This is a genomic window from Acinetobacter pittii ATCC 19004 = CIP 70.29 (assembly GCF_000369045.1).
Lineage (GTDB): Bacteria > Pseudomonadota > Gammaproteobacteria > Pseudomonadales > Moraxellaceae > Acinetobacter > Acinetobacter pittii.
Genome location: NZ_KB849790.1, coordinates 558,265 through 580,317 on the forward strand (window position 1 = coordinate 558,265; position 22,053 = coordinate 580,317).

At 36.9% G+C, this 22,053-nt stretch carries 12 protein-coding genes and 2 pseudogenes; 2 read left to right on the top strand and 12 right to left on the bottom strand.

Annotated elements, in window-relative coordinates; translation table 11 throughout:
• Nucleotides 1-18: 18 nt before the first annotated feature.
• From tssH to F928_RS15250, 7 genes and pseudogenes are all read right to left on the bottom strand, one after another.
• Complete coding sequence (gene tssH / locus F928_RS15225) at nt 19-2,700, bottom strand: type VI secretion system ATPase TssH (protein WP_080632723.1); 2,682 nt, start codon at nt 2,698-2,700, stop codon at nt 19-21.
• A 148-nt stretch (nt 2,701-2,848) separates the two neighbouring features.
• Complete coding sequence (locus F928_RS15230; RefSeq protein ID WP_004793184.1) at nt 2,849-3,112, bottom strand: PAAR domain-containing protein; 264 nt, start codon at nt 3,110-3,112, stop codon at nt 2,849-2,851.
• A 16-nt stretch (nt 3,113-3,128) separates the two neighbouring features.
• On the bottom strand, nt 3,129-3,896 hold the full coding sequence (gene motB / locus F928_RS15235; RefSeq protein ID WP_005076738.1) for an OmpA family protein: 768 nt from the start codon (nt 3,894-3,896) through the stop codon (nt 3,129-3,131).
• Nucleotides 3,897-3,898: 2 nt separating this feature from the next.
• Nucleotides 3,899-4,858, bottom strand: coding sequence for a type VI secretion system-associated protein TagF (gene tagF / locus F928_RS15240; RefSeq protein WP_005076739.1), 960 nt, complete (start codon nt 4,856-4,858; stop codon nt 3,899-3,901).
• A 37-nt stretch (nt 4,859-4,895) separates the two neighbouring features.
• Nucleotides 4,896-6,488, bottom strand: a pseudogene (locus tag F928_RS22735) (type VI secretion IcmF C-terminal domain-containing protein); the annotation flags it as partial.
• Nucleotides 6,471-7,574 (bottom strand): annotated as a pseudogene (gene ybdR, locus F928_RS22540) (glutathione-dependent formaldehyde dehydrogenase); the annotation flags it as partial. The pseudogenes ybdR and F928_RS22735, both read right to left, overlap by 18 nt.
• A 238-nt stretch (nt 7,575-7,812) precedes the next feature.
• A complete protein-coding gene (locus tag F928_RS15250; RefSeq protein WP_005076743.1) occupies nt 7,813-8,763 on the bottom strand; it encodes a 3-hydroxyacyl-CoA dehydrogenase NAD-binding domain-containing protein in 951 nt (316 codons plus the stop codon).
• A gap of 203 nt (nt 8,764-8,966) precedes the next feature.
• Here F928_RS15250 and yddG point away from each other — a divergent pair, with 203 nt between their 5' ends.
• Nucleotides 8,967-9,899, top strand: coding sequence for an aromatic amino acid DMT transporter YddG (gene yddG / locus F928_RS15255; RefSeq protein ID WP_002114502.1), 933 nt, complete (start codon nt 8,967-8,969; stop codon nt 9,897-9,899).
• A 128-nt stretch (nt 9,900-10,027) separates the two neighbouring features.
• The gene (locus F928_RS15260; RefSeq protein ID WP_002114206.1) at nt 10,028-10,459 is read left to right on the top strand and encodes an SRPBCC family protein; all 432 of its coding nucleotides are present in this window, start codon (nt 10,028-10,030) and stop codon (nt 10,457-10,459) included.
• A 50-nt stretch (nt 10,460-10,509) separates the two neighbouring features.
• On the opposite strand, the gene F928_RS15265 is transcribed toward F928_RS15260, so the two are convergent.
• The 5 genes from F928_RS15265 to F928_RS15285 all read right to left on the bottom strand — a co-directional run bounded on the left by F928_RS15265 (nt 10,510) and on the right by F928_RS15285 (nt 21,918).
• The gene (locus F928_RS15265) at nt 10,510-11,076 is read right to left on the bottom strand and encodes a TetR/AcrR family transcriptional regulator (RefSeq protein ID WP_002114385.1); all 567 of its coding nucleotides are present in this window, start codon (nt 11,074-11,076) and stop codon (nt 10,510-10,512) included.
• A gap of 788 nt (nt 11,077-11,864) precedes the next feature.
• Nucleotides 11,865-12,380 carry an SMI1/KNR4 family protein gene (locus F928_RS15270; RefSeq protein WP_005070062.1) on the bottom strand — a complete coding sequence of 172 codons (516 nt, stop codon included), beginning with the start codon at nt 12,378-12,380 and terminating at the stop codon, nt 11,865-11,867.
• 268 nt (nt 12,381-12,648) lie between these two features.
• Nucleotides 12,649-14,049: a hypothetical protein gene (locus F928_RS15275; RefSeq protein WP_002114038.1), complete on the bottom strand. Its 1,401-nt coding sequence runs from the start codon at nt 14,047-14,049 to the stop codon at nt 12,649-12,651.
• Between the two features lie 11 nt (nt 14,050-14,060).
• Nucleotides 14,061-20,132, bottom strand: a complete 6,072-nt coding sequence (locus tag F928_RS15280; protein ID WP_005076747.1) for a two-partner secretion domain-containing protein — start codon at nt 20,130-20,132, stop codon at nt 14,061-14,063.
• A 46-nt stretch (nt 20,133-20,178) separates the two neighbouring features.
• Entirely contained in the window at nt 20,179-21,918 is a 1,740-nt protein-coding gene (locus tag F928_RS15285; RefSeq protein ID WP_002122106.1) for a ShlB/FhaC/HecB family hemolysin secretion/activation protein, read from the bottom strand.
• Between the last annotated feature and the right edge of the window lie 135 nt (nt 21,919-22,053).

The following is a 22,053-nucleotide window of genomic DNA, read 5'->3' on the forward strand; positions in this document are numbered from 1 at the left end:
TTTTAGCTCTATTCAATTTTAAACTTCTGACTTCAATTTTTTACTAGTCCTTTTTTTAGCAGCTTTTACAACTGGGTCTAGTACATATTGAATTTCGTCATCTTTAGCATCAATCATGATAACTTTTGGTAGTTTTTGCTCTGCTAAAGCCACCAAAATTTCTGTAGCTAATGCAGGTAACACTGTAGAATTTAAAATATTATCAACGTTACGCGCACCACTATCGACTTCTGTACAACGGCTTAAGAGGAGCTCTACCAAATCATCAGAATACTGGACTTGTGTCCCGTATTGTTTCTCAATTCTTGCTGTGATTTTGCCTAACTTATGCTTAATGATTCGTACAAGTAGATCATCATGCAGTGGGAAATAAGGTACAACTCTCATTCGGCCTAAAAATGCAGGCTTAAATTGTTTATATAAACTTGGTTTTAAGTGCTCAATCAACTCTTCAGCTGTAGGCCACTCTTCTACAGGTCTATTTAGGCAAGCCTGCATAATGGCACTTGAACCAGCATTTGAAGTTAACAAAATAGTCGTGTTTTTAAAATCAATTACTCGTCCTTCACCATCTTCTAAAGTACCTTTATCGAATACTTGATAGAACAGTTCCTGAACATCGCTATGAGCTTTTTCAATTTCATCAAGCAACACAACACTATATGGGTTACGGCGAACCGCTTCTGTTAAAACCCCACCTTGACCATATCCGACATATCCTGGAGGTGCACCTTTCAATGAAGATACAGTATGGGCTTCTTGATATTCAGACATATTAATTGTGATTAAGTGCTGCTCACCACCATATAACTCATTTGCCAAAGTTAATGCTGTTTCAGTTTTACCTACACCACTCGGTCCGACCAAAAGAAATACACCTTGTGGCTTATTAGGATCTTCAAGTTTTGCTTTTGAAGTTTTAATGCCTTGAACTAATTGTGTGAGTGCATAATCTTGCCCCATTACACGCTCACCCAATTTATCTTCAAGCGTTAATATCTGTTTAATTTCATCATTGACCATTTTTCCAACAGGAATACCTGTCCAGTCAGAAATAATTTCATTAATAATTTGAGAGTTTACTCTTTCAAATACTAATGGTTGCTGACCTTGAATATCGGCAAGATCTTTACGCAGTAGATTAATCTGATCGAAAGCTTCAGACTCATTAGCATGATTCTGTGCTTCTAACTCTTGAATTTTATGAACAAGTTCTAATTCTTTTTGCCACTGCTCTTCGGTTTCTTGGATCTCTTCTTGTAAAGATTCTAAATTAGCTTTTAAAGTTTCCAATCGTTCATGATGAATTGGAATCTGACGATGTTCATTTTCTAAAATTTGCTGTTCAAGCTTTAAGTTATGTTCTTGGGCCTTTAACTGATCAAGCTTTACAGGTTGAGCATTTTGGGTCAACGCAACACGTGCTGCAGCCGTATCAAGCACACTAATTGCTTTATCTGGAAGTTGGCGTCCACTAATATATCGATGTGAAGAATGAACTGCTGTAACGATCGCCTCATCATCAATTTGCAATTTAAAATGCTGCTGCATGACAGGAATCATCGCACGCAACATATCTACCGCAACTTCTTCGGTCGGCTCTTCTACTTTTACAACCTGAAAACGTCGGCTCAATGCAGCATCTTTTTCGAAATATTGCTTGTACTCTGCCCAAGTAGTCGCAGCAATTGTGCGCAACTCACCCCGTGCAAGTGCTGGTTTTAAAAGATTTGCAGCATCATTTTGCCCTGCTTGTCCACCTGCACCAATTAAAGTATGCGCTTCATCAATAAATAAAATAATAGGATGAGTAGAAGCTTGAACTTCTTGAATAACCTGTTTTAAACGGTTTTCAAACTCGCCTTTAACACTTGCACCCGCCTGTAAAAGTCCCATATCCAGCACATGTAAATGGACATTTTTTAGGGCGTTTGGTACTAAACCTTGAGCAATTTTTAAAGCCAAACCTTCCACTACAGCTGTTTTACCAACACCTGGCTCTCCGGTTAAGATCGGATTGTTTTGGCGTCTACGCATTAAAATATCGAGCATTAAGCGAATTTCATATTCACGTCCAATAACTGGATCTATACCACCTTTTTTTGCTTTTTCAGTGAGATTAATCGTATATTGATCAAGTGCAGGTGTTTTAGCTACTTTGGTATTTGCTACAGTCGCCTCTGTTGACTCCACCTCATCAGGAGGTGTTTTTGTTTCATCTTGTTGTTCAACACTCTTCTCACAAATTTCAAGAAACTTGTGTTTCATTGAGTCAATTGGTAAAAGATCAAATAAACTCGAAGCTCTTGTTGCAATTTGATATAAATCAGGCGCAGTTAATAAAGCAACTAATAAATGACCACTACGAATAACTGGATTTTGTTCAGCCGAAGCTAATAACCAAGCTTGTTCAAACAAACGAACAATAGATTTAGCAAAAATAGGAGTTCGAGTATTACCCTTTGGTAATTGAGAAATTGTTTCTTTTAAATCATCAACTAAAGCTTCAGATGAAATTTTGTATTTCTTTAATAAAATTTTTAAATCATTCTCTAAAGATTGATTAAGTAATTCTAAAAATAGATGCTCAATTTCAATTTCGTAATTTTGTTGAATAACACAAGCATTAGCCGATTTTTCTAAAGCAGTTCGCGCAACTGTAGAAAGTTTTGTAATTAAAATTTTTAAATTACTCATCATTACTCTCAATATTTTTAAATAATTTAATGCTTAAAATCATAATGCCTGTATATTAACAAAATTCAGCTTTATCAGACAAACTACTCATCATTTCAAGCGTTAATATGTTTTAGTAGATATTTATATCTATATAAAAATATCTCTACCCTTATCCTTGATTAACTAAACTCTGTTTTGGCAATAATTTACAGCCACATGATAATGAATCATTTACACGTGCTGCGGATTTTCCCATGACAAGCATATTTGGGTCTCCCGATACAATCGTAGAAACCGTTTTGTGTAACGGACAAGTAGCCTTATCTCCTACACAGGCAATTGCAATTCCATCAATTAAAAATGTACTGTTTCCTGAAATGACTTGCCCTCCACCAGTTGTTGGGCATCCAATCGTAATGTAAGGGCTAGCCATGTTCTTCTCCTTATATTTATAGAACAGTAAACTCAATCCGACGGTTTTTCTTTCTTCCTTCTGGAGAAGTGTTATCTGCAACTGGCTTAGATGAACCTAAACCTTCTGTAGATAAATGGTCGGCGGGAATACTCTTACTAATCAAATAGTTTTTAACTGCTAATGCGCGGTCTTGGCTAAGTTTTAAGTTTTTATTCGCATCACCAGAACTATCTGTATGTCCTACGATTTTGACTTTCTTACCACCTACTTTGTTTAAAGCAATAGCCATCTCATCTAGAATTTTTTGACCTGCATCAGTTAAAACTGCGCTACCAGATTCAAACTCAATAATTCGGTTTTTAAGTGCATCATCAATAATTTTCTGCTCAGCCTGATTGACTGATAATTGTGAATATAGTTGATACGGCGGTTGCACTAGTCCTTGAAAAGATTGAATTGTAGGCTGGATATCTGCTGGATTCAGCATTTTTCCACTTAGCTCAAATCGAGTACCATTTACGCTTAATTTCCCTTGCGAAACCTTTTTAAGATCAGGGGTAATCACTCGCGTCACCGAGTCACTCCACCCATTTGGAGCAGCTACGGGTCTCACTTGTATTTTATCTACAACCTGATCAGCACCATAAACAGATTGCATTTTTAATAAGATAGCCTGTTTACTTGCTTCGTTAGGGACCACACCTTCTACGACAATCGGCTGAGCTAAAGCATAGTTAGCGATTGCATAGATAAAACAGCCTTTTATGAGCTGTGAAAGTTTAGTTTGATATCGTTGATTCATTATTATTCACCCAAAAAAGTCTGTCTAAATAGTTTTAAGCCTTGATTTAAACTTAATTGGCGTTGGCATAATGATTGTTCTAGCGTAGCTAAACCGGCATTCTGCTCCAAATAAGTATCAATCCACTGAGCTTCTATTAAAGAAACCCAGTGTTTACTATCCATATTCTGAGTAAAAATATCGCTCAGGGCTAAAATATCAGCCCCTTGAAAACCGAAGAATAATACAGGTTGATCTCGATGTAACAAACCTATCAGCACCTCAGTATTATGTTCTTTTAAAAAGCGACAAATAATACTGACCCAAAATGCTGCTATTTCATAACTGTAAGCAGAATTATTAATAGGCAAAATTAAAACTTTATTTAAGCGACTCGTTCCATTTTGTAAAATTGGCTGTAGCAATAATCCCAGCCCAATCATACTTTGCGCTAACTCATAAATACTTAACTTCATGAGTTGAGCAAATGAATGCATCGTATGATTTTCATAGAAACCTACACACTCGCGTTCAGTTAAAACCTGAATTTGATTTTGTAAGTGACCTAATTTTCCAAGTAACAGATCTGAATCTTTAATTCCTTTTAAAGCACGATTGTTTTGAAATAAATCAACTAATACATGTTTATAGCTATATGGTGCGTACAACAAATTATCATACGGTAAATCAATTTCTAATAAATGGCTCAGTACCATTGGAAAAGATCGACCTGAACTATCTTCACTTGCGAGCAAATTTGCCGCTAAAAACATATTTTCTTTCGGATTCGCAATAAAGAAATCCAGTGAAGGTAACGTGTTATAAGCTTGTTTAAAGCTACCTGATTGCATTGCATATTCCAATGCTTCAGTAATCCACTGATCAAGCAACTGTATTAGAGCATTCTGACCTTTTGTTTTTAAAAAGTCGCCTCGTGCAGGACTTTTGCCGTAATACAAAGGAGTTGTTTTTAATGTTTGCATTATTGCTCCTCCTTTCGCATAGAGGTTATTTTCCATGTCATGGTTTAACTCCCGCAGAAGGCTGAGCAAGTGCTGAAACAGGATTCTCAGTTCTTGCTGGAGCAGCTTGAGCTGGCGCTTGCTGAGCAGATACTACACGAGCTGCTTTGTCGGCAGTGACTTTATCAACTAGTTGCATACCTGCATAACCACGGCTTGAACCAATACTGCCTGAATTACTGCTAATTAGACGGAAATTCATTTTTACAAATAATGATGGATCAGTTTTACTACGCCAAAGCATTTCAAATCCGCCATTTTGTTCCTTACGTTGAGCGCTATCAATTAAACGGTTAATACCATACTCGCCTGGCTCATCAAAAATCGTATGCGTTTGACCTTGTAAATCTACTGCAGTAATACGAGCGCCCGGAATACTTCCTTGGTTTGGCCAAATGAAGTTAACCCACTGCTGAACACCATTTTCATAAGTCATACGCTGACCATCAATATCAACGGTATATGAAAGCAATTGTGGGTTTGGAATTGGGTAGAACTGGAAGTTAGATTGGTTAGTCGCTGGTGCCGCTTGCGCTTGAGCATTCAACTCACCAGTTGCCATACCATTGGCTGGCGCAACATATCTTTGGAAATTCATAACAAATTGAGGATTTAAACTAATGCCTAAATCTTTCCAGGTTTTAGACGTTAATGTATATCCACGACGAATCACAAATGGATCTAGGCTTTCTTTTACAAAGCGAGAAATACTACCGTTCTCACCCAAGATTTGACCAATTTCACTACTTGTTGCCTGTAAAGAAGCTGATGAGTTAAATGGATATTTCTTAGCAAGATTTGCTGTAAATGGTTGATAGGCTTGCATTACCCATAATTTATTAATTTCGTCTTGGGTCGGTGTAATTAAACTCTCAAAAGCTTGCGTAAGTGGACTAACTACCAATTTTTGTAGTAATCGTTGATCAATTTCATTGAAACCAACCGCCATTTTTTCATCGACAATTTTTTGAGTTTGGTTAAATACAGACGTTTGCTCATTAAGGGTTTGCTTGACTAATGTCATCGCATTAGGTCCAATTTCACCCGCATTCTTAAGCTCGTTAAACTTACTACGAACGAGTGCTAAATTTGTCATATATTCATCAAGCAATGACTTACCTTGTTGGTCATCACGTTTGCGAACCAACTGATAGAACATTTGGTATTCTTGAGAAATAGCGCCTTGAGCATTGTTTGCCACTTGATTAGCAACTTGCTTGTCATCATGATTTAAAACTTTACGCTTAAACCACGCAATAAATCCTTTTTGTGGAGCTGCGAGCTCAGCTTGAACAACCGGATTATCCCAGTTTGTTTCGACTGCTACTCTTTCAATTAATGTTCTAATTGGAGAATTTTGTGGTTCACCTAAAACATCAATATTTTTAACTTGCTGAGCAAATTGACCAGCTTTAGCATAGTGAATACCATTTAGGAATTTTCTCCATTCCGCAATATATTCTTGCTTATAAAGAGCAGTCAGTTGCTTTCTAATTTGCTCTGGACTACCTGAGAAAGTTAAATCATCAGATTGACGACTATTTAGCACCCAATCTTTACTATCTGTTGGCTTATCTGCGGCATCTTCCAATTTCATTCGGTGAGTAATAATCGTTTCGGGTGTTAATTCACCACGCTCAATCAATTCTAACAGTTGCGGTAAATATTGATGCACATGGGTTTGACCCATTTTAAAAGTCAGCCCTTTATCAAAAGCATCGCCAAATAAGAAACCATGAATCGGGCCTGCATATACACCTGGTACGCTGACCACCCCACCACGGCGAACTGCCGCAATGCATTGACGCAGTGCTGCACCACTTGAACCCTCTAGTTTTAAATTGGTCAGGACTGTTTCAATTACACTGCCTTTTGCCTCGAAACCAATCGCATCAATCACAGCATCGACACCGCGATAATTGTCGGTATGTTGAATAATAAATTCGGCCGCATCGACTTCATCAAAATTAACCGGAATGGCACCGTATGTTGCCGCTGCATAGTTCAATCGATAGTCATTGTGATCGACCATAAATATCTTTTCAGCACCGAGCATCTTGGCACAAGCAGCACTTAACAGTCCGACTGGACCAGCACCATAAATTGCAACGGTTGAGCCATGAGTCACTTGGGCATTGGTCACTGCCTGCCAAGCAGTCGGTAAAATATCAGTCAAGAAAAGTACTTTTTCATCTGACAGTGAAGTTGGCACCTTAAAAGGACCTTTATTGGCTTTTGGTACACGCACATATTCTGCTTGCCCGCCCGGTACACCGCCGTAAAGATGACTATAACCAAATAAAGCCGCACCTGGTGGAATCTGCTTTTTATTAATAATTGCGCCGCGCCCTGTATTGGTTGTTTCGCAGGCAGCGGTCAGGTCTAGTTGGCAGAAGAAACATTCGCCACAGGCAATCACAAAAGGAACAATGACACGATCACCCTTTTTCACTGCGGTGACAGCTGGACCAACTTCTTCAACCACGCCCATAAATTCGTGCCCAAAGATATCACCCTGTTCGGTTCTAGGGATTTTGCCTCGATATAAATGTAAATCAGAGCCACATATCGCTGTGGCAGTCACGCGTAAAATAATGTCATCCGGTTCTTGAATAATAGGGTCTGCTACTGTTTCTACTCGAACGTCTTCTGCACCGTGGTAAGTAAGAGCGCGCATATTGTTATTCCTCTATTTTCTATCATGTCCTTTGATTATGAGGAGGCTTTCTTTACGGTTTGCAACGATTCTTACTTTTCACGTAAGGCATATAGTTCAAATGCAACGCAATAGGAATTTCAGTAACATTTAATGAATATAGGATTGTTTCAGCTAGGAATGTTTTTGTTATTTACCCCAACAAAAAAAGCCAATCATCTCTGCAATAAAATGATTGGCTCTATTCTAATATTTTGAATTAATCTAACTTAAGTTGTTGTCTAAGCTTCAAGATATCGACCAGACCTTTATCTCTGGTTTCATATAAATCGATATCTTTATATTGTGTTAATAGCTGGTTGGTTTGTGCTTCCAACAACTCTGTGATCTCATCTGAATGTTGAAATGCGTGCATATCATTCCACCATTCTGTCATTGGTGGGCCTAAATGATGAATTGCTTCTTTAAAGCCCTTTTGGTTGGCAAGCTGCATATTAATGTAGGGGCCAAAGAGCGCCCATCTTAAACCCGGCCCGCTGGTAATCGCGACATCGACATCTTCGGCAGAGCACACGCCTTGTTCAACCAATGAAAAAGCTTCTCGCCATAGCGCAGCCTGCAAACGGTTTGCGACATGCCCTTTTACTTCTTTATTTAAAATAATTGGATTCTTACCCAGTTGTTTATAGAACTCAGAAGCCTGTTTTAAAATTTGAGGAGCTGTCAAATTACCGCCAACGATCTCGACCAAAGGTAAAAGATGAGGCGGATTAAAAGGATGACCTAATAAAATACGTTCAGGATGTTTGGCCTCTTTTTGAAAATCAGACACTTTTAAGCCCGATGAACTTGAAGCAATAATGGTATGTTCAGGGCAATATGCTGTGATTTCTTGATATAGCTGTTGTTTTACATCGAGACGTTCTGGGGCATTTTCTTGAATAAAATCTACATCTGAAACTGCATCTTTTAAGTGATTAAAAATTTCCAGATGAAGTAGTACATCTTGCTGAGAATATGTGTGTTCCGCGTTTTGATCTAAAGCCAATAAATCATTTAAATTTGCAGATATTCTTTTTTTAAAGACCGCTTCATCTATAGGATACGGGTCGTAAACCTTAACTTTAAATCCTTTATATAAAAATAAGGCCGTCCAACTTGCACCTATTACACCTGCTCCAACAACACCAACCGTTTTAATGACTTCCATATTTTCCTCGTACAAATGTTGTTTTATCCGAAATTTCGTTACTCAATTGAATGCTAAATAAACATAGCAGATTCAACCAATCAATAAATTTAATTGTTTATATTTTATATAATTTGTCCTATATTCCTTAGCTTGAAAATTGATTCCTTTCATCTATATAGCTTCATCTTTTACCATTTTTTTACCGTTATTTACTGAATTTTATGTCAAAAAATCTAGCAACATTGATTGGTTTAAGCGCCATTTTCATGTGGGCATCTCTGGTCGGTCTGATGAAGCAAGTCAGTGCCGCCATTGGGCCTGAGCTAGGTGTTACGTTTATTTATTCTTTAAGTGCGCTACTGTTGCTTGCCATTTTCAAAGTTCCAGATTTTAAGCAGATCTCTAAAAAATACTTAATATTTGGCACAATTCTATTTGTCGCTTATGAGGTGTGCTTTTCATTTGCGATTGCTTATTCTCAGACAGCAAGACAAGCCATTGAAATTAGTATTGTTAACTATCTGTGGCCGAGTTTAACGGTTTTGGCTTTCGTTATTTTTAAAGAATTAAAGTTTAATTTTCTTATTATTCTCGGCTTACTTATTTCAATTTCTGGCATTATTTTTATTCAAACTGGAAGCGGTGATTTTAGTCTAAATAGTCTTGTCGATAATTTTCATAGCAACCCACTTAGCTATATTTTGGCATTTACAGGTGCCATCATTTGGGCTTTTTACTGTGTACTCACCAAAAAATTAAGTAATGGGCAAAATCCAATTTCCATTTTCTTTGTTGGTGTCGCGCTCACTCTCTGGCTCAAGCTGCTTGTCTCGGGGCACTTTGCCATCCCTTCAATGGATATTCCAGCTCTCCTCACCCTTTTAGTTGCTTCTGCTGCCATGGGTTTTGGTTATGCCGCTTGGAACATTGGCATCATTCATGGAAACATTACCGTGCTTGTGGTGGCCTCTTATTTCACCCCGATCATTTCGTCTATTTTGGCGATGTTTGTTTTACAAACTCAATTATCGATGAGCTTTTGGCAAGGAACAGCAATGGTGACGGCTGGTTCCTTTATTTGCTGGGTTTCAACCAACTGGTCTGTGATTCAGCCCTTCTTTAAAAAATTAAGAAAAGGCCAAAAAGCATTGTAGATGTACCAAAGTGAATTTTTTAAGTATGCGATAACTCCGACGAAGAAGAATTCCCCCATTGCCCAAAGCATGCTAACATCCAAATTCTGACAATTACCAATGTCAAAATAATTTCTAGAGGGAATAAGATGTTAAAAACTCAAAAAATCAACATCGTACAAGAATTTGATGCACCCGTAGACAAAGTCTTTGCAACCTTAAGTGAGCATGAAAACCTAAGTAAACTTTTCGCTCCTGCTAAAGTGACTCGCATTAGCAACGGAAAAGACGCTCGTAATGGTGTTGGCTCTGCGCGCAAAATGTCTATTCCATTGACCCCTTCATTTGTAGAAACCAATTTAGTCTACAAAGAAAATGAACTGATTGAATACGCAATTACGAGCGGGATTAGCCCAATTAAAGGTCACCGTGGTGTCATGAAATTTACTGACTTGGGAAATAATCGAACTCGTTTGGATTACACCATTAGCTTTAAAGGCCGCGTACCATTTATTGGCCCTATTATTAAAGCCGCTCTACAAAATGGTGTGAGTCGCGGACTTAAAAAACTTAAGTTTTAATCGACCAATATCTACAAAAAAGCCCAATCACGGGCTTTTTGTTTTAAGGTTTAAGTTGAATGCTCAGATAGCATAAATAAAAAGTAATCTAATAATTTATCTCGTTCATCTACGCTATTGGCACTTAACAGCTGAACCATTGCCCCATCAATTGCAAATAGAAACATGTGGGCATCTTTTATTGAAGCGGTAGTTTTTACAGTAAGGAGCAGCTTATAAAGCTCATTTATAAACCAGTTTCTATAAGCAACAACCACTCGATAAGCCGTTGCATAACACTTTTCAATTTCAAAAATTGCTTTAAATGGTAAACGGTAAAATCCTTCTAAATTGGCATGTAAAAAGTAAATTTGCTTGAGTTTATCGAACACCATAAGTTCGCTGTATGAATTGATAATTGAAAGGACTTTTACTTTGAGCGCATCCGTTTGAAAGGTTAAACACATCTCGATCAGTCGTGCTTTTGAATGAAAGATGTTATAGAAAGTCGCTTTGGGGATTTTGGCTTCAGCAATAATTCGGTCAACCCCGACCTTGTTAAATCCATCTTGATTAAATAAATCTTTTGCTGTGTGCAGCACTCGTAGTGCTCTAAATGAAGATTCTAAATTGTTCATATATACCGCTTAAAATAATTTTTTGTTGTATGTAAAAGAGATAGAAATGCCGTCACTCTTAAATTGAGTGCTAAAAACAGGCATACAAAAGCGGCACAAAATGGTGTGCTCGCCTATCTCTGGTTTATTGTTGCTATGATTTTTGAGTCGTAATGATGTTTAGGCGTAAAAACCTAGAGTCGTCAAAACCGATTTATAGAATGTTTAAACGGTATGAATAGAAAGAGTTTGGGAAAGGCCAAAAATTGAGAAGAATTAGTACGCATAGCGGACTCCTTTGGCTATAAAGAAGTTTCACCGCATTACTGCTAAATAATGGTGGTGAAACGAAAGAGGGTTAGCAGACTGGAGCCAAAGAATCCAGCACACCCGAGGGTGTCCCCCTTCCGTTCCACCGCAAAGGGGGCACACAGGGATTTCCACAAAAAAGTTAGACTTTTTCGTGTACTTTGGCTGATGGTCTGCTAAAACCAACTGGCAATGTAGGCCAGCCCGCAAAGGATAGTATCCGCTTTTGTTGTCGTCAAGCGTGGGAAATGACATTTGTTTTAAAATAGATCCTTAAAAAGAAAGAAATTAGCCATCGGAAATGGGCTTATATATTCATAGAAAAATAAGGATATACCTTTCTTGCTTTATTAATTTAGTAACTACATAGCAAACTATAGATTAGCTCTAGAGATGACTTATATATTTAATTTTAAGCATTAATCTTTGCAACATAATTAGAATAATAAATAAAATGGGATATGCTAAAAAAACTAGCCCTTGTTAGAGCTTCAATAAAATTATTTTTTTGTTCGCATCTCCCAGAATTTATCGCCCTCAAAATTAACATAGTCAGTTATAAAATATTCAAAGTTGACTGAACAATACCAATCTGAGCGATTATCAAAAGGTAAAGCGATAAGTACAACGCCATAATCCTTACTTTCAGGATCACACCTTAACAATAACAAATCTGAATCACCATAAAACTCACCAATTATCAAATCCCCCTTAGTGAAGTCTTTAGGCCTTAACTCTCTATAATATTTATTAGATGACTGTAACTCATCAATACTAAATATTCTCGCTCCCCATTGCCCATATTCCTCATCCTTGAATAAATCAGCCCCATTACTAACTAAGAGGAACTCCTTAAACTCTGTGGGTAATTGCAAATCGATATCATCAAATCTATCTGGTGAAATACCATTATTCAAAATACAACGAAACTGAAAAAAAGTTTTTTCTCCTCTATGAACAGCGTGCTTTAGTTCTTTACTCCAAAGAATCTCTATTTTTCTTAATGCTTCATTCACATTTTTCTCCAAAAAGAATTAAATTCTTGTTAAGGGTGTCCCTAAATTCTTCACAAGAATTTTTTGATCGCTTTTTAAGGCATCAACATTTTTAGCTGCCTTTAAATCCACACGTATTGATAATTCAATTAAAGCAGATGTTCTGTCATCCATAGTGGATGACAGAACATTCAACAGCTATATTCGCTGCTATATATTTCTTGTACAGAATAAAAATAAGGGGCTTCATCCCCTTATTTTTATCAATAAAAGTCTTTTTATATAAATATTACTTAGCTTTAAACAAGTTAAAAATTGGGTTAGAAATTTCTTGAGATTCACTCAAGTCATTACACCAATAATCCATGAAAGTGACTTTAACAAAAAACCGCTCAAATACAATTACTTTAATTGCTATACGAAACAAATTAAACTCTTGTGGATCGATTTGGTCTAAATAAACTTCTGAATGCCCCTCAAAATGATCAACTTTACTTTCTACATTTGACCATTCTGATTGCGCTAATGGGTAATTACTAGCTAATACTTGAAGTATGGATTCAGCATACTTCTGACGGCTCATTGTTTCTTGCTCTGGTCGATCCCACGCTCCAATAAATAGTTCCTTTTCTATAGGAGAGTCATATCCATCGGGTTTATAAAAAAACTCTATTTCACTTACCTCACCATGATTATAAACATCCTCAACACCATAACCAAGCGCTATAGGATCAAACATGCGTAATAACCATGCTTGAGACAATTGAACAATCCATTGATCGGTACCAAATTCCTTTATTCCCTTCAAATATGTATAAATATTTTCCGGCGGCACTTCTGCTTGCATATAAGCATCTGATATTAAATTAAAATGAGGCACACGGAAGACATCAGTATAATTAGTCTGCAAAGGAATATTAATTACATTATGTTCAGATAAGCCTTTTAAAACTCTATAATCCGTGTTTATTACATAAGCCTTTTCTGGTGACCAAAAGGCATCAGTACCCAAATGATGTTTAACTATTTCACGCTGTTCATCCACATGTTCTGTTTTTTCAAATATATCTTGTACTTGCTCAGTTAATTGAATGTAAACAGCATCATCTGATAACTTTTCTACTTTATACGCGGGGGTAGACAATAAACACTCTAAGCCAAATAAATCGACATAAGGTTTACCAAATACCGTTCCCCAATACATATCTGGTAACCAATGTTTTAGTTCATAGGAAAAAGGTGTTACCCCACGCCATCCTTCTTTAATTCCTAACTGTGGTTCCGAATGCCGATTTGCATCAATAATTGCTAAGTCCGCATTAAATTGTAAGGTAGTAGTTTTCAGATAATTTATCAATTTATGCTGATCAATTTGAGTAAACTCTGAGGTAAGATATTCCTCACTATGCGTCTCTCCATGCAGTGAAGGCCAAAAACTTCCTTGATAACGGGGCTTTTTTAAACGTTGGCACAATAATCGATCAGCAGCTCCCCCTCTGTCATTAGGAATCAGTTTTTCTATTATGTCAGGTGAAAATGGGATTTTTAATGGTTCCCAAAAACCATACTTTTCTGGAAGCATTTCTGGAAAGGAATTACAGTAGTGGTGTATCCGTTTAAAAAATTCTTGGGGATCTCTCAACATATTTGGAGTAAAAATTTTGCTATAAATAGGACGCTTAAACTTCATTTGATAATTTCCTAATATGAGTGGAGAGTATTTTTGATAGGATCAAATCTTTGAATTGTCCCCTTATTAGATAAAATACTATTCTTCACTGTTTCAGATATCTTTGTATTCATATTTACTACTAAAGTAACTGGTTTTCCTGTTGCCCCATACCCCCTGAGTTGCTGGGTATCTGTAAGATATTGGACATTCTTGAACTCAACTAATGTCCCACCATTACCGAATGCATCTGGAATAATATTAATCTGTCCATCTCTCTCAGTTTTTATGGTAATCATTTGTCGATCGGTATTTCGCTTTACCCCCAATTTACTTGCAGCACTCATTTCAAATTCTTTACCGTTTAATCGGTTTCTGGTAACTACGTCTTTTTTTACTTGTAAAACTTTTAAAGTATAAGCTTGATCTACTTTTAATTTATCCAATTCAGCTTGAGCAAGCTTTAATGATTCAGCCTTCCCCGGTTTTAAATCTGTTCCAATAATAAGGTCAAAAGCTGCTAAAGCTCTATCAAAAGGAGTACTGGCAGGACCAAAAACAGTTACCAAATCATCAGCTATTCCAACAAGCTCACTTACGCCTTGATCTTTAAGTTTTTGTACAAAAACCTTTGAATCGACTATACCCTTATTTGCTTTCTTAATATCACCATAAATTTCAGCTGCTTTTACTAATAGCTTACCTGTGGTAGTTGCTAATCTAACTAAGGAGTTATTCTGAATCGCAGTATCAGCACTGTTCGCAGCAGTGTTTACATCATAACCAGTATATGCTGCAACCGTTCCAGAAACTAATTTACCTATATTCCGGATTTTTAGTTTTTCTGCATCAGTATATTCAATACCATTGGCTGGTTCTGGCATTAACCCTGCAACTATTTCACCTACACCGGCACCAATCGCACCTGCCTCACAACTAGACTTCGTTGCAGCAGCAGCAGCACATCCAACAGCGGCGTGAGCAATTTTATGAATTGTATATTCAAATATATTCGGATCGACTTTATCTAAACTCGTTCCAATCTGACTAGCCAACTCTCCTTGTAAGGCCCCTGCTAAACCGGCTAGTAATGCAACTTGTAAATTATCGCCAAGATTCCCACCATTAATGGCAGTTTGTACTAAGGTGGATCCTACAGAAGTGGTAAAATTATTTACTAATCGGTCTGATAGGAGAGTACTGTCTGGTTTTAAATTTAGAGCAGTACCAACTTGACTTAATAAACCTGCTGTTACCACAGATGCAGCCAGATTTTTAATGGAATCTTTACTTCCCATCTCTTTTAGGGTCTTGCCAATATCCCCACCGTTATTAATCAGACCAATACTTGCCTGAGCAGCTAGACTCGTGACTGCTGCATTTGCCATTGCCCCTAATGTTGATGGAACAATTGCGCCTGCCGCTGTGGTAGTCACCCCAGCCGTACCAAGCATGCTTGCCCCAAGACCGACCGTAGTACCACTAGCAGCTGTTCCTCCTGCTGCTCCAGCCGCCGCTGCTGTACCAGTACCCATTGTCGCAATAGTGACGATGATGACAATTAAAGCCGCTCCTGCTCCAGTTAGACCTTGTGATTTATAATCCCAATCCTTTTGAGTAAGGAGGACCTTCTGCCAATCCACATCATTACGATTGACTAAATCTTTAAGGTAAGTATTTCCAGGTTGGTTTGCTAATTTTAAAATTTCATCCCGAAGTACTATTTTATTGGCATCTTTTTCACTTATCGGTATTTGTACGCTCAGCCCACCAGCAGCCTTAAATGTAGGCGCAACAGGTCCATTAAAATTTGGGAGTTTGGCTGTTTCTGTAATGGAGCCTTTATCTTGCATAGATTGCCAAACAACAGAATTACTTTCTTTCTTTAGTTTTGTCGAAATATTAGTAATAGCAGGCTCAATAAAGATTTTACCACCTGATTCAATTGTTGCGCCTTTTAAATATTCAAAATCAGTCCCTACTAATCGTGTATCAAAGCCTGATTTTGTACCGATATAATCAGCAACTAATTTCGTCGGTATTTGTGTTACTACATTATGAGTGGAATTTGTCTTTGAACTATTATATTTAATCCCCATTATTGATGATTTACTATTCACATCAATTGTTGTTTTTGAAGATTCAGGAGCTGTATAAAAATTCAAATTACCACCTGAACGAACTGAAATCATCCCTCCATTCGCTGTGAGCTTACCTCCATAAATATCTATACTATTTTGTGGATTTACTTCTTTACTTTCTATATAAATATTTTTTGCATCAATATCAACTGAAGCAGGTCTTATTAACTCGTTTTCCATTACAGTTGTTATTGTCTTTTTCTTTAATCCACCCCAAGATTTTTTCTTCTGTACCTTTGTTGACCGATCAAAAATTTGCTCGAGTGCTACATCAAACAGAATATTCTTTTTCGCTTCTATCTTTACTTGATTTTTAGCTGAAATACCCACTCCTTGAAGTACAAGATTATCACCTGCACTATTTCCTACTGTTTTTATATTTATATCAGCTCCTTCAATAGTAGTAGGGCTTACAAAAGAAATTGCTTTATAATTAGAATCTGTATCATTACCCTTGTCATAAAAGTCATTATGTCCAGCTATAATAATACTAGCATTCATATTTATAGGCTGGTTATTCTTGTTTAAAACCGTAGAATTATAAATTTTATCGCTTCCCCCTTGAGCTTCAATATTTACTTTTCCATCATATCCTGCCTGGATTGTTGCTCCAGTAATTTTTATTCCCTTTTTTGAAATAAGGTTAATAATTCCATCACCTAGACTTGTTCTAAGTACAGTTTCTGCATGTTCGAATCCATTTGTCCCATTTTCTAAAAATGTGGAGGCATCTTTTAGATCTGCTAATTCTTCTTGCATTTGACTAATTCTTGAAGCACTATATTTTTTTAAACTTTCAGTATTAGATAAGATCATTGTCAAATTAAAAATTTTTTCAAACAATTCAGAGCTATATTTTTTACTAGCATAATTATTAAAATTATTCTTAATTCCATCAATATTAATATCACCTGAACTAGAAAAAATATTTATATTTCGACCAGAAATAAAAGCCCCTTGAATATCTACTTTTTTTCCTTCTACGTGAATATCTCCTGTACCACTAATAGTAAAATTCCTCTCAGAACCATTACCTTTACTCCCCCCATATCCAAGTAAGGTTAAATCTCCATTTTTTGAAATTAACTCAATATTATTATCACCTTGAATTTTAATTTTTTCTGGATCCAATACAAGAGTATTATTTGTTTGAATTGAAAGATTTCCCTGTATCTTCTGTAATTGAGGATCACTTGCTAAAAATTTATCAGACTCTTGATTAGAAAATATATTCCTTGCTGAGTTTAGTTGAACATCCTTATTTATATTAAATGACCCATCAGTTTCAATATTGATTGCTCCTCCTTTAATGCTAGTAGAGTTAAGAGCTTGTGAGCCTTTACTTTTTAATGATAATAAACCAGCTGCTTTTAAATTAACTAAACTATAAGATTCCCAAATTGTAGATGTTACTGTAGGGCCCTGTTCACTATTCAAATAGATATTTTTTTGACTATTAAGCGCCATGTGTTTATCAGCATTCGCTTCTATATTTTGTAAAGTCAAATGATCTTTGGCGGAAAGCTCAATATTCCCTTTAGAGTTTAATTCGCTATTTGATAATGTCGTTTTACCCTCGCCATTAATAGATAAACCACCAACAGAAGTTGTTAAATTGGTGCTATCAATAACGATATCTGCTTTCTTATTCTGAATCTGTAAGGATTGTCCTTGTAAAACATTCTTTCTTACATTGTCATATCCACTATCACCACTAATCGTAACATCGGTATTCGCCTGTAAAGAAACACCATTACCAGCAACTAGTTGAATATCACCCTGTTCAGCAGTAATACGAGTAGATTTTAATTGTACATTCCCATCCCCAATTGACCCTAATGTAACCCCTTTATTACCATTAATGAAGGTCATATCAGTTGTTGCGCCATCTTGATCTGCCCAAGGAGCTGATTCTATTTCTTGCAGTGAATTTAAAACTAGATTTTTATTCGCAAGAATCGAAATTTTGCCAGCATTAGAATTGGCTTTGAGGCTATTGGCAGTAATCCCACCAGTTAAAGCTGAAATGTTGATATCATTTTGAGCATTTAATACATTATTTAGAAATAAATCAGTTGTTTCTGTGATCAGATTAATATCTTTTTGGGAGGTGAAATTCGTATTTAATGTTAATTGACCTGCTTGTAACTGGATACTATCTTTACTAGAGACCCCTTGAGCTGAAATACTTAAATTATTCTCGGCATCCAATGCAACTTTCCCTGTAATCTGGGGTAGAACTTTTGTTGCATTGTTCCAAACCAAGTTTCGTCCACTATGAGCATTAATGTTCTTGACTCGTGTTGCAGAATTTTCAAGTGCAAATCCAAGATTTTGTAAATTTACATCTCCTGAACTATATAAGTTTAAATCTTTACCCCCATAAATAGTCCCACCTCGAATATCAATTAAACCATCTGTATTTGAAGAATCTGCTTGTAGGTTTATTGAACCCAAGGATGCCTGTATCTGATTTTCGTTCAGTGAGAGCTTACCTTTTCCGGATACATTCAAATTTTGTGCTGCTATTAATTTTGCACCTTGAGCTGCAACTACATCTTTTTGCGACTGGATATAAGCAGAACCCCGATTACTGGTAATGCCTGCATTAGTTGCCAGATTGATGTTCGCTGCATCAACATATACATCTCCACTCTGTGCATCATTAAAAATTCGACTATTTGCCGCTAAATTTAAATTCCCTTTGCTACTAATGATTAAAGGAGAAGCAGCCAAGCTACCATTATTAATAATAATTTCTTTAGCATTTACATTCAGGTTATTACCTGAATCAATATTTAACATGCTATTACTATTAATACTGCCTGATGAGTTGATATCTGCAACAGCACCAGTGCCTGTTGTTTGTAGACTCACTAAACCTTGGGTTTTACTGGTCGAACTGATAGTACCGCTATGCTCAATTTTCCCTGCACTGGTAATCACCAGATTGTTGACTGCCTGAAGTGTCCCCGCATTAGTAACGCCTAGGCCCTTTTCTGTACCCATCAAATAAATATTATTGGCATACATTCCACCCAGCGCTTTAACATCTACTGCCAATGTCTGTGCGGTTCCTGTGCCTGTTTTAGCAGTAACATCCTGTAAATCTGCACTGACATTATTTGCTCCGGCAATGACCTGAATATCATTTTTAGCACGTAGCTCAGCACTAAGCTCTAATGCACGGGTATAGAGGTCTACATAATTTGCATCATTATTATTTCCCCCCAAGCCAAATTTAGAATTAGGGTTCGCTGAGACCGTAATTTTTCCTTGGTCAACCGTAAACTGCTTGATACTGCCATCGGCATTTAACTGAGGCTTACCCGTAGTAAAAATTGCCTTATTGGCATTAATAAAACCACCACCTTTAATGTTAATACCAGAAGGGTTGGCAATAATGACATCTGCCATTTGCCCTGCGACTTCTAAGTTTCCTTCAAATCTTGAAGCAGCTGTTGAATTTACCTCATTTAAAATAACTCGCGCTTCACCAGTCGCTAAAAATGGGTTTGCTCCCACTGTCCCTACAGTTTTAGTGGTGGCTCCTGTTCGGCTATTATTTAAAACAGCACCTTCAGCTAATACATCAAACTGTTTATAGATATTGTGAGAAATACCATTTTTGGGAGTCTGAATATTAACCACTGGAACTGTTGTGCCTGTTGAGTTCTTACCAGCACCAATGACAGCCCGATTCGCAGCATTCGCTGCGCTATCTGCAACAATAGCAGCATAGACCGGAGCAAATGGCACCAACAAGCTGATACTTGCCACCAATGCCTTAACGTGCCACAGTTGATGAAATGATTTTTCTTGCACCAGTGATTGCCCAGAGCTCACTATTTCTGAGGAGGTAGATTGTCCTGCCGCCTTGCTCTGGCTTCTGACATTCTCGGCAACTGCCATAAACATGTTACGGGCTTTGTTAAAAACAATTCGATAAAGATTTTTGTTCATAAGTCAGTTTTCTCTAATTAAAATTAATTTTGTTTCTTAAGGAAACTTAATAAAAAGCATTTAGGCTAAATCCCAAAATCCAGTCTTTTTTTATATTTTTAGGTGCGATTAGGCCTCGCCCTGTAAAGGCATCAATATAAAAATGGTTGAGATAACTTCGTAGTCCTACGACACTTCCCATCAGATGACGCTGCCCAGCAATACTGTTCTCACCGTTCACCCATCCCTGATCTACAGCCATGTAAAATTGAGTATTAGGAATTTGTGTATTTACACTGATTTCCTGTTGTAAATACTGTCCGTTATCGCCTGATAGCATCAGTTCACCATCAAAACCTCGAACGCTATAACGACCACCGATATAAAAACGATCATTAGGTACTAAAACTCGTGGAGCATATTGTCCACGCCAGTTCAAACGGTATTGAGCAGGCGTATCTAAAAGCAAAAATGGCATTTGAAAACGTAAATCGGCACTCCATATCGGTGCACGGGAATACCCTTCTGACGGTAATGGATTTTTATCAATGTCCTTAATTTGTTCTTCTGGTGCTAACAACGCATCAAATGCGCCTGTGCCATGCCGATAATCCAAACCCGCATCTAATACAGCATCACCCAGATATTGGCGATGTTGTATCCCGGCATTCCAGCCTGAAGTTTTTCTACGTTGTACTTCGATTTCAATATCATCAATAAAGTTTGAATTTTGCTTATGGTAGAGCTTGCCATAGAGGCTGGTTTTATGTTGCCCACTTCGGCTAAGTACACGGGATACATTCAAATTACCCTGCTGACTTAAGCCGTGATAACGTAGTACACCATTTGCACCCAATACATTTTGCTCGTATTGATAACGGCTATAGCTAGTACTGAAATCATAATTTCCTAACGGAAGCTGATAACTTACAAAGTAGTTTTTATTTAAGTCTCGATGTAAGTTATCTAATGAATGACTAAAATTAAAAGAAAGAGAATCACTTAAATAGAATGGATTATTAATATTGAGTCCTAGACTACCTATATAACGACCTGTATCTTTACTCCCTGAATTATCCAGAGCAAAATTTAAATTGATTTTTGATTGTGGCTGTAACTTAATAATCAGATCACTATACCCTTTAGCTTCCTGAACAGACTCATTTGACGGCACAATTTGTATATCTACCGTATAAGCTCGTTTTAAGTTTTCGAGACCCTGATCAAGTTGTTGTAGATTAAGGACATCGCCTTCTTTAAATGGTAAAGATGCTTTAAGTTGTAATAAGGAGAGTTGCTCACCTTCTACGATGATCTTACGTAAACGCCCAATCTGCACACCAAGTCGCAAAGAACCTTGCTGAATATCTTGGGGGGCAACAGTAACCTGACTGGTAATAAAACCCTTTTTAATCAATTCATTTTGGGCGAAATTAACGAGGTTACGTAAGCTTTGCGTACCAATACACTTGCCAATAATCTTCTGCGGATGATTCCAGATTGCCCGAAGCATAAAGTGAAATTTATAGTGTTCAGGGTCCTGTAACGTCTTTCTATCAAAATCAATATTCTTGACTTTAACGCATGGCTCTTCCGAAACGACTATAGTTTTAAAATCCTGCAATTGGGTAGTGACAGGTTTAGGTACAAGCTGAGTGATTTGCTCTTCTAATTGTTGATTAAGCTCTTTTAAACGTTGTTCCTGACGTATACGATCTGGTAAAGAAATATCATCGATAGCATAAGCATGTGTAGCTAACCCATACAAAAGAAAAAAAGCGTGAGTAAAAAAAATTTTGTTTTGCATAAAATGTTATTTTTAATTTACCAAATGGATAAAAAATCAAACAAAAACTACATGAATCATTCACAATCAACAATAAATGTCATAAAAAATTCATAATTGAAACATTTTGGAAATTTTTTAAATATTTTTAATTTT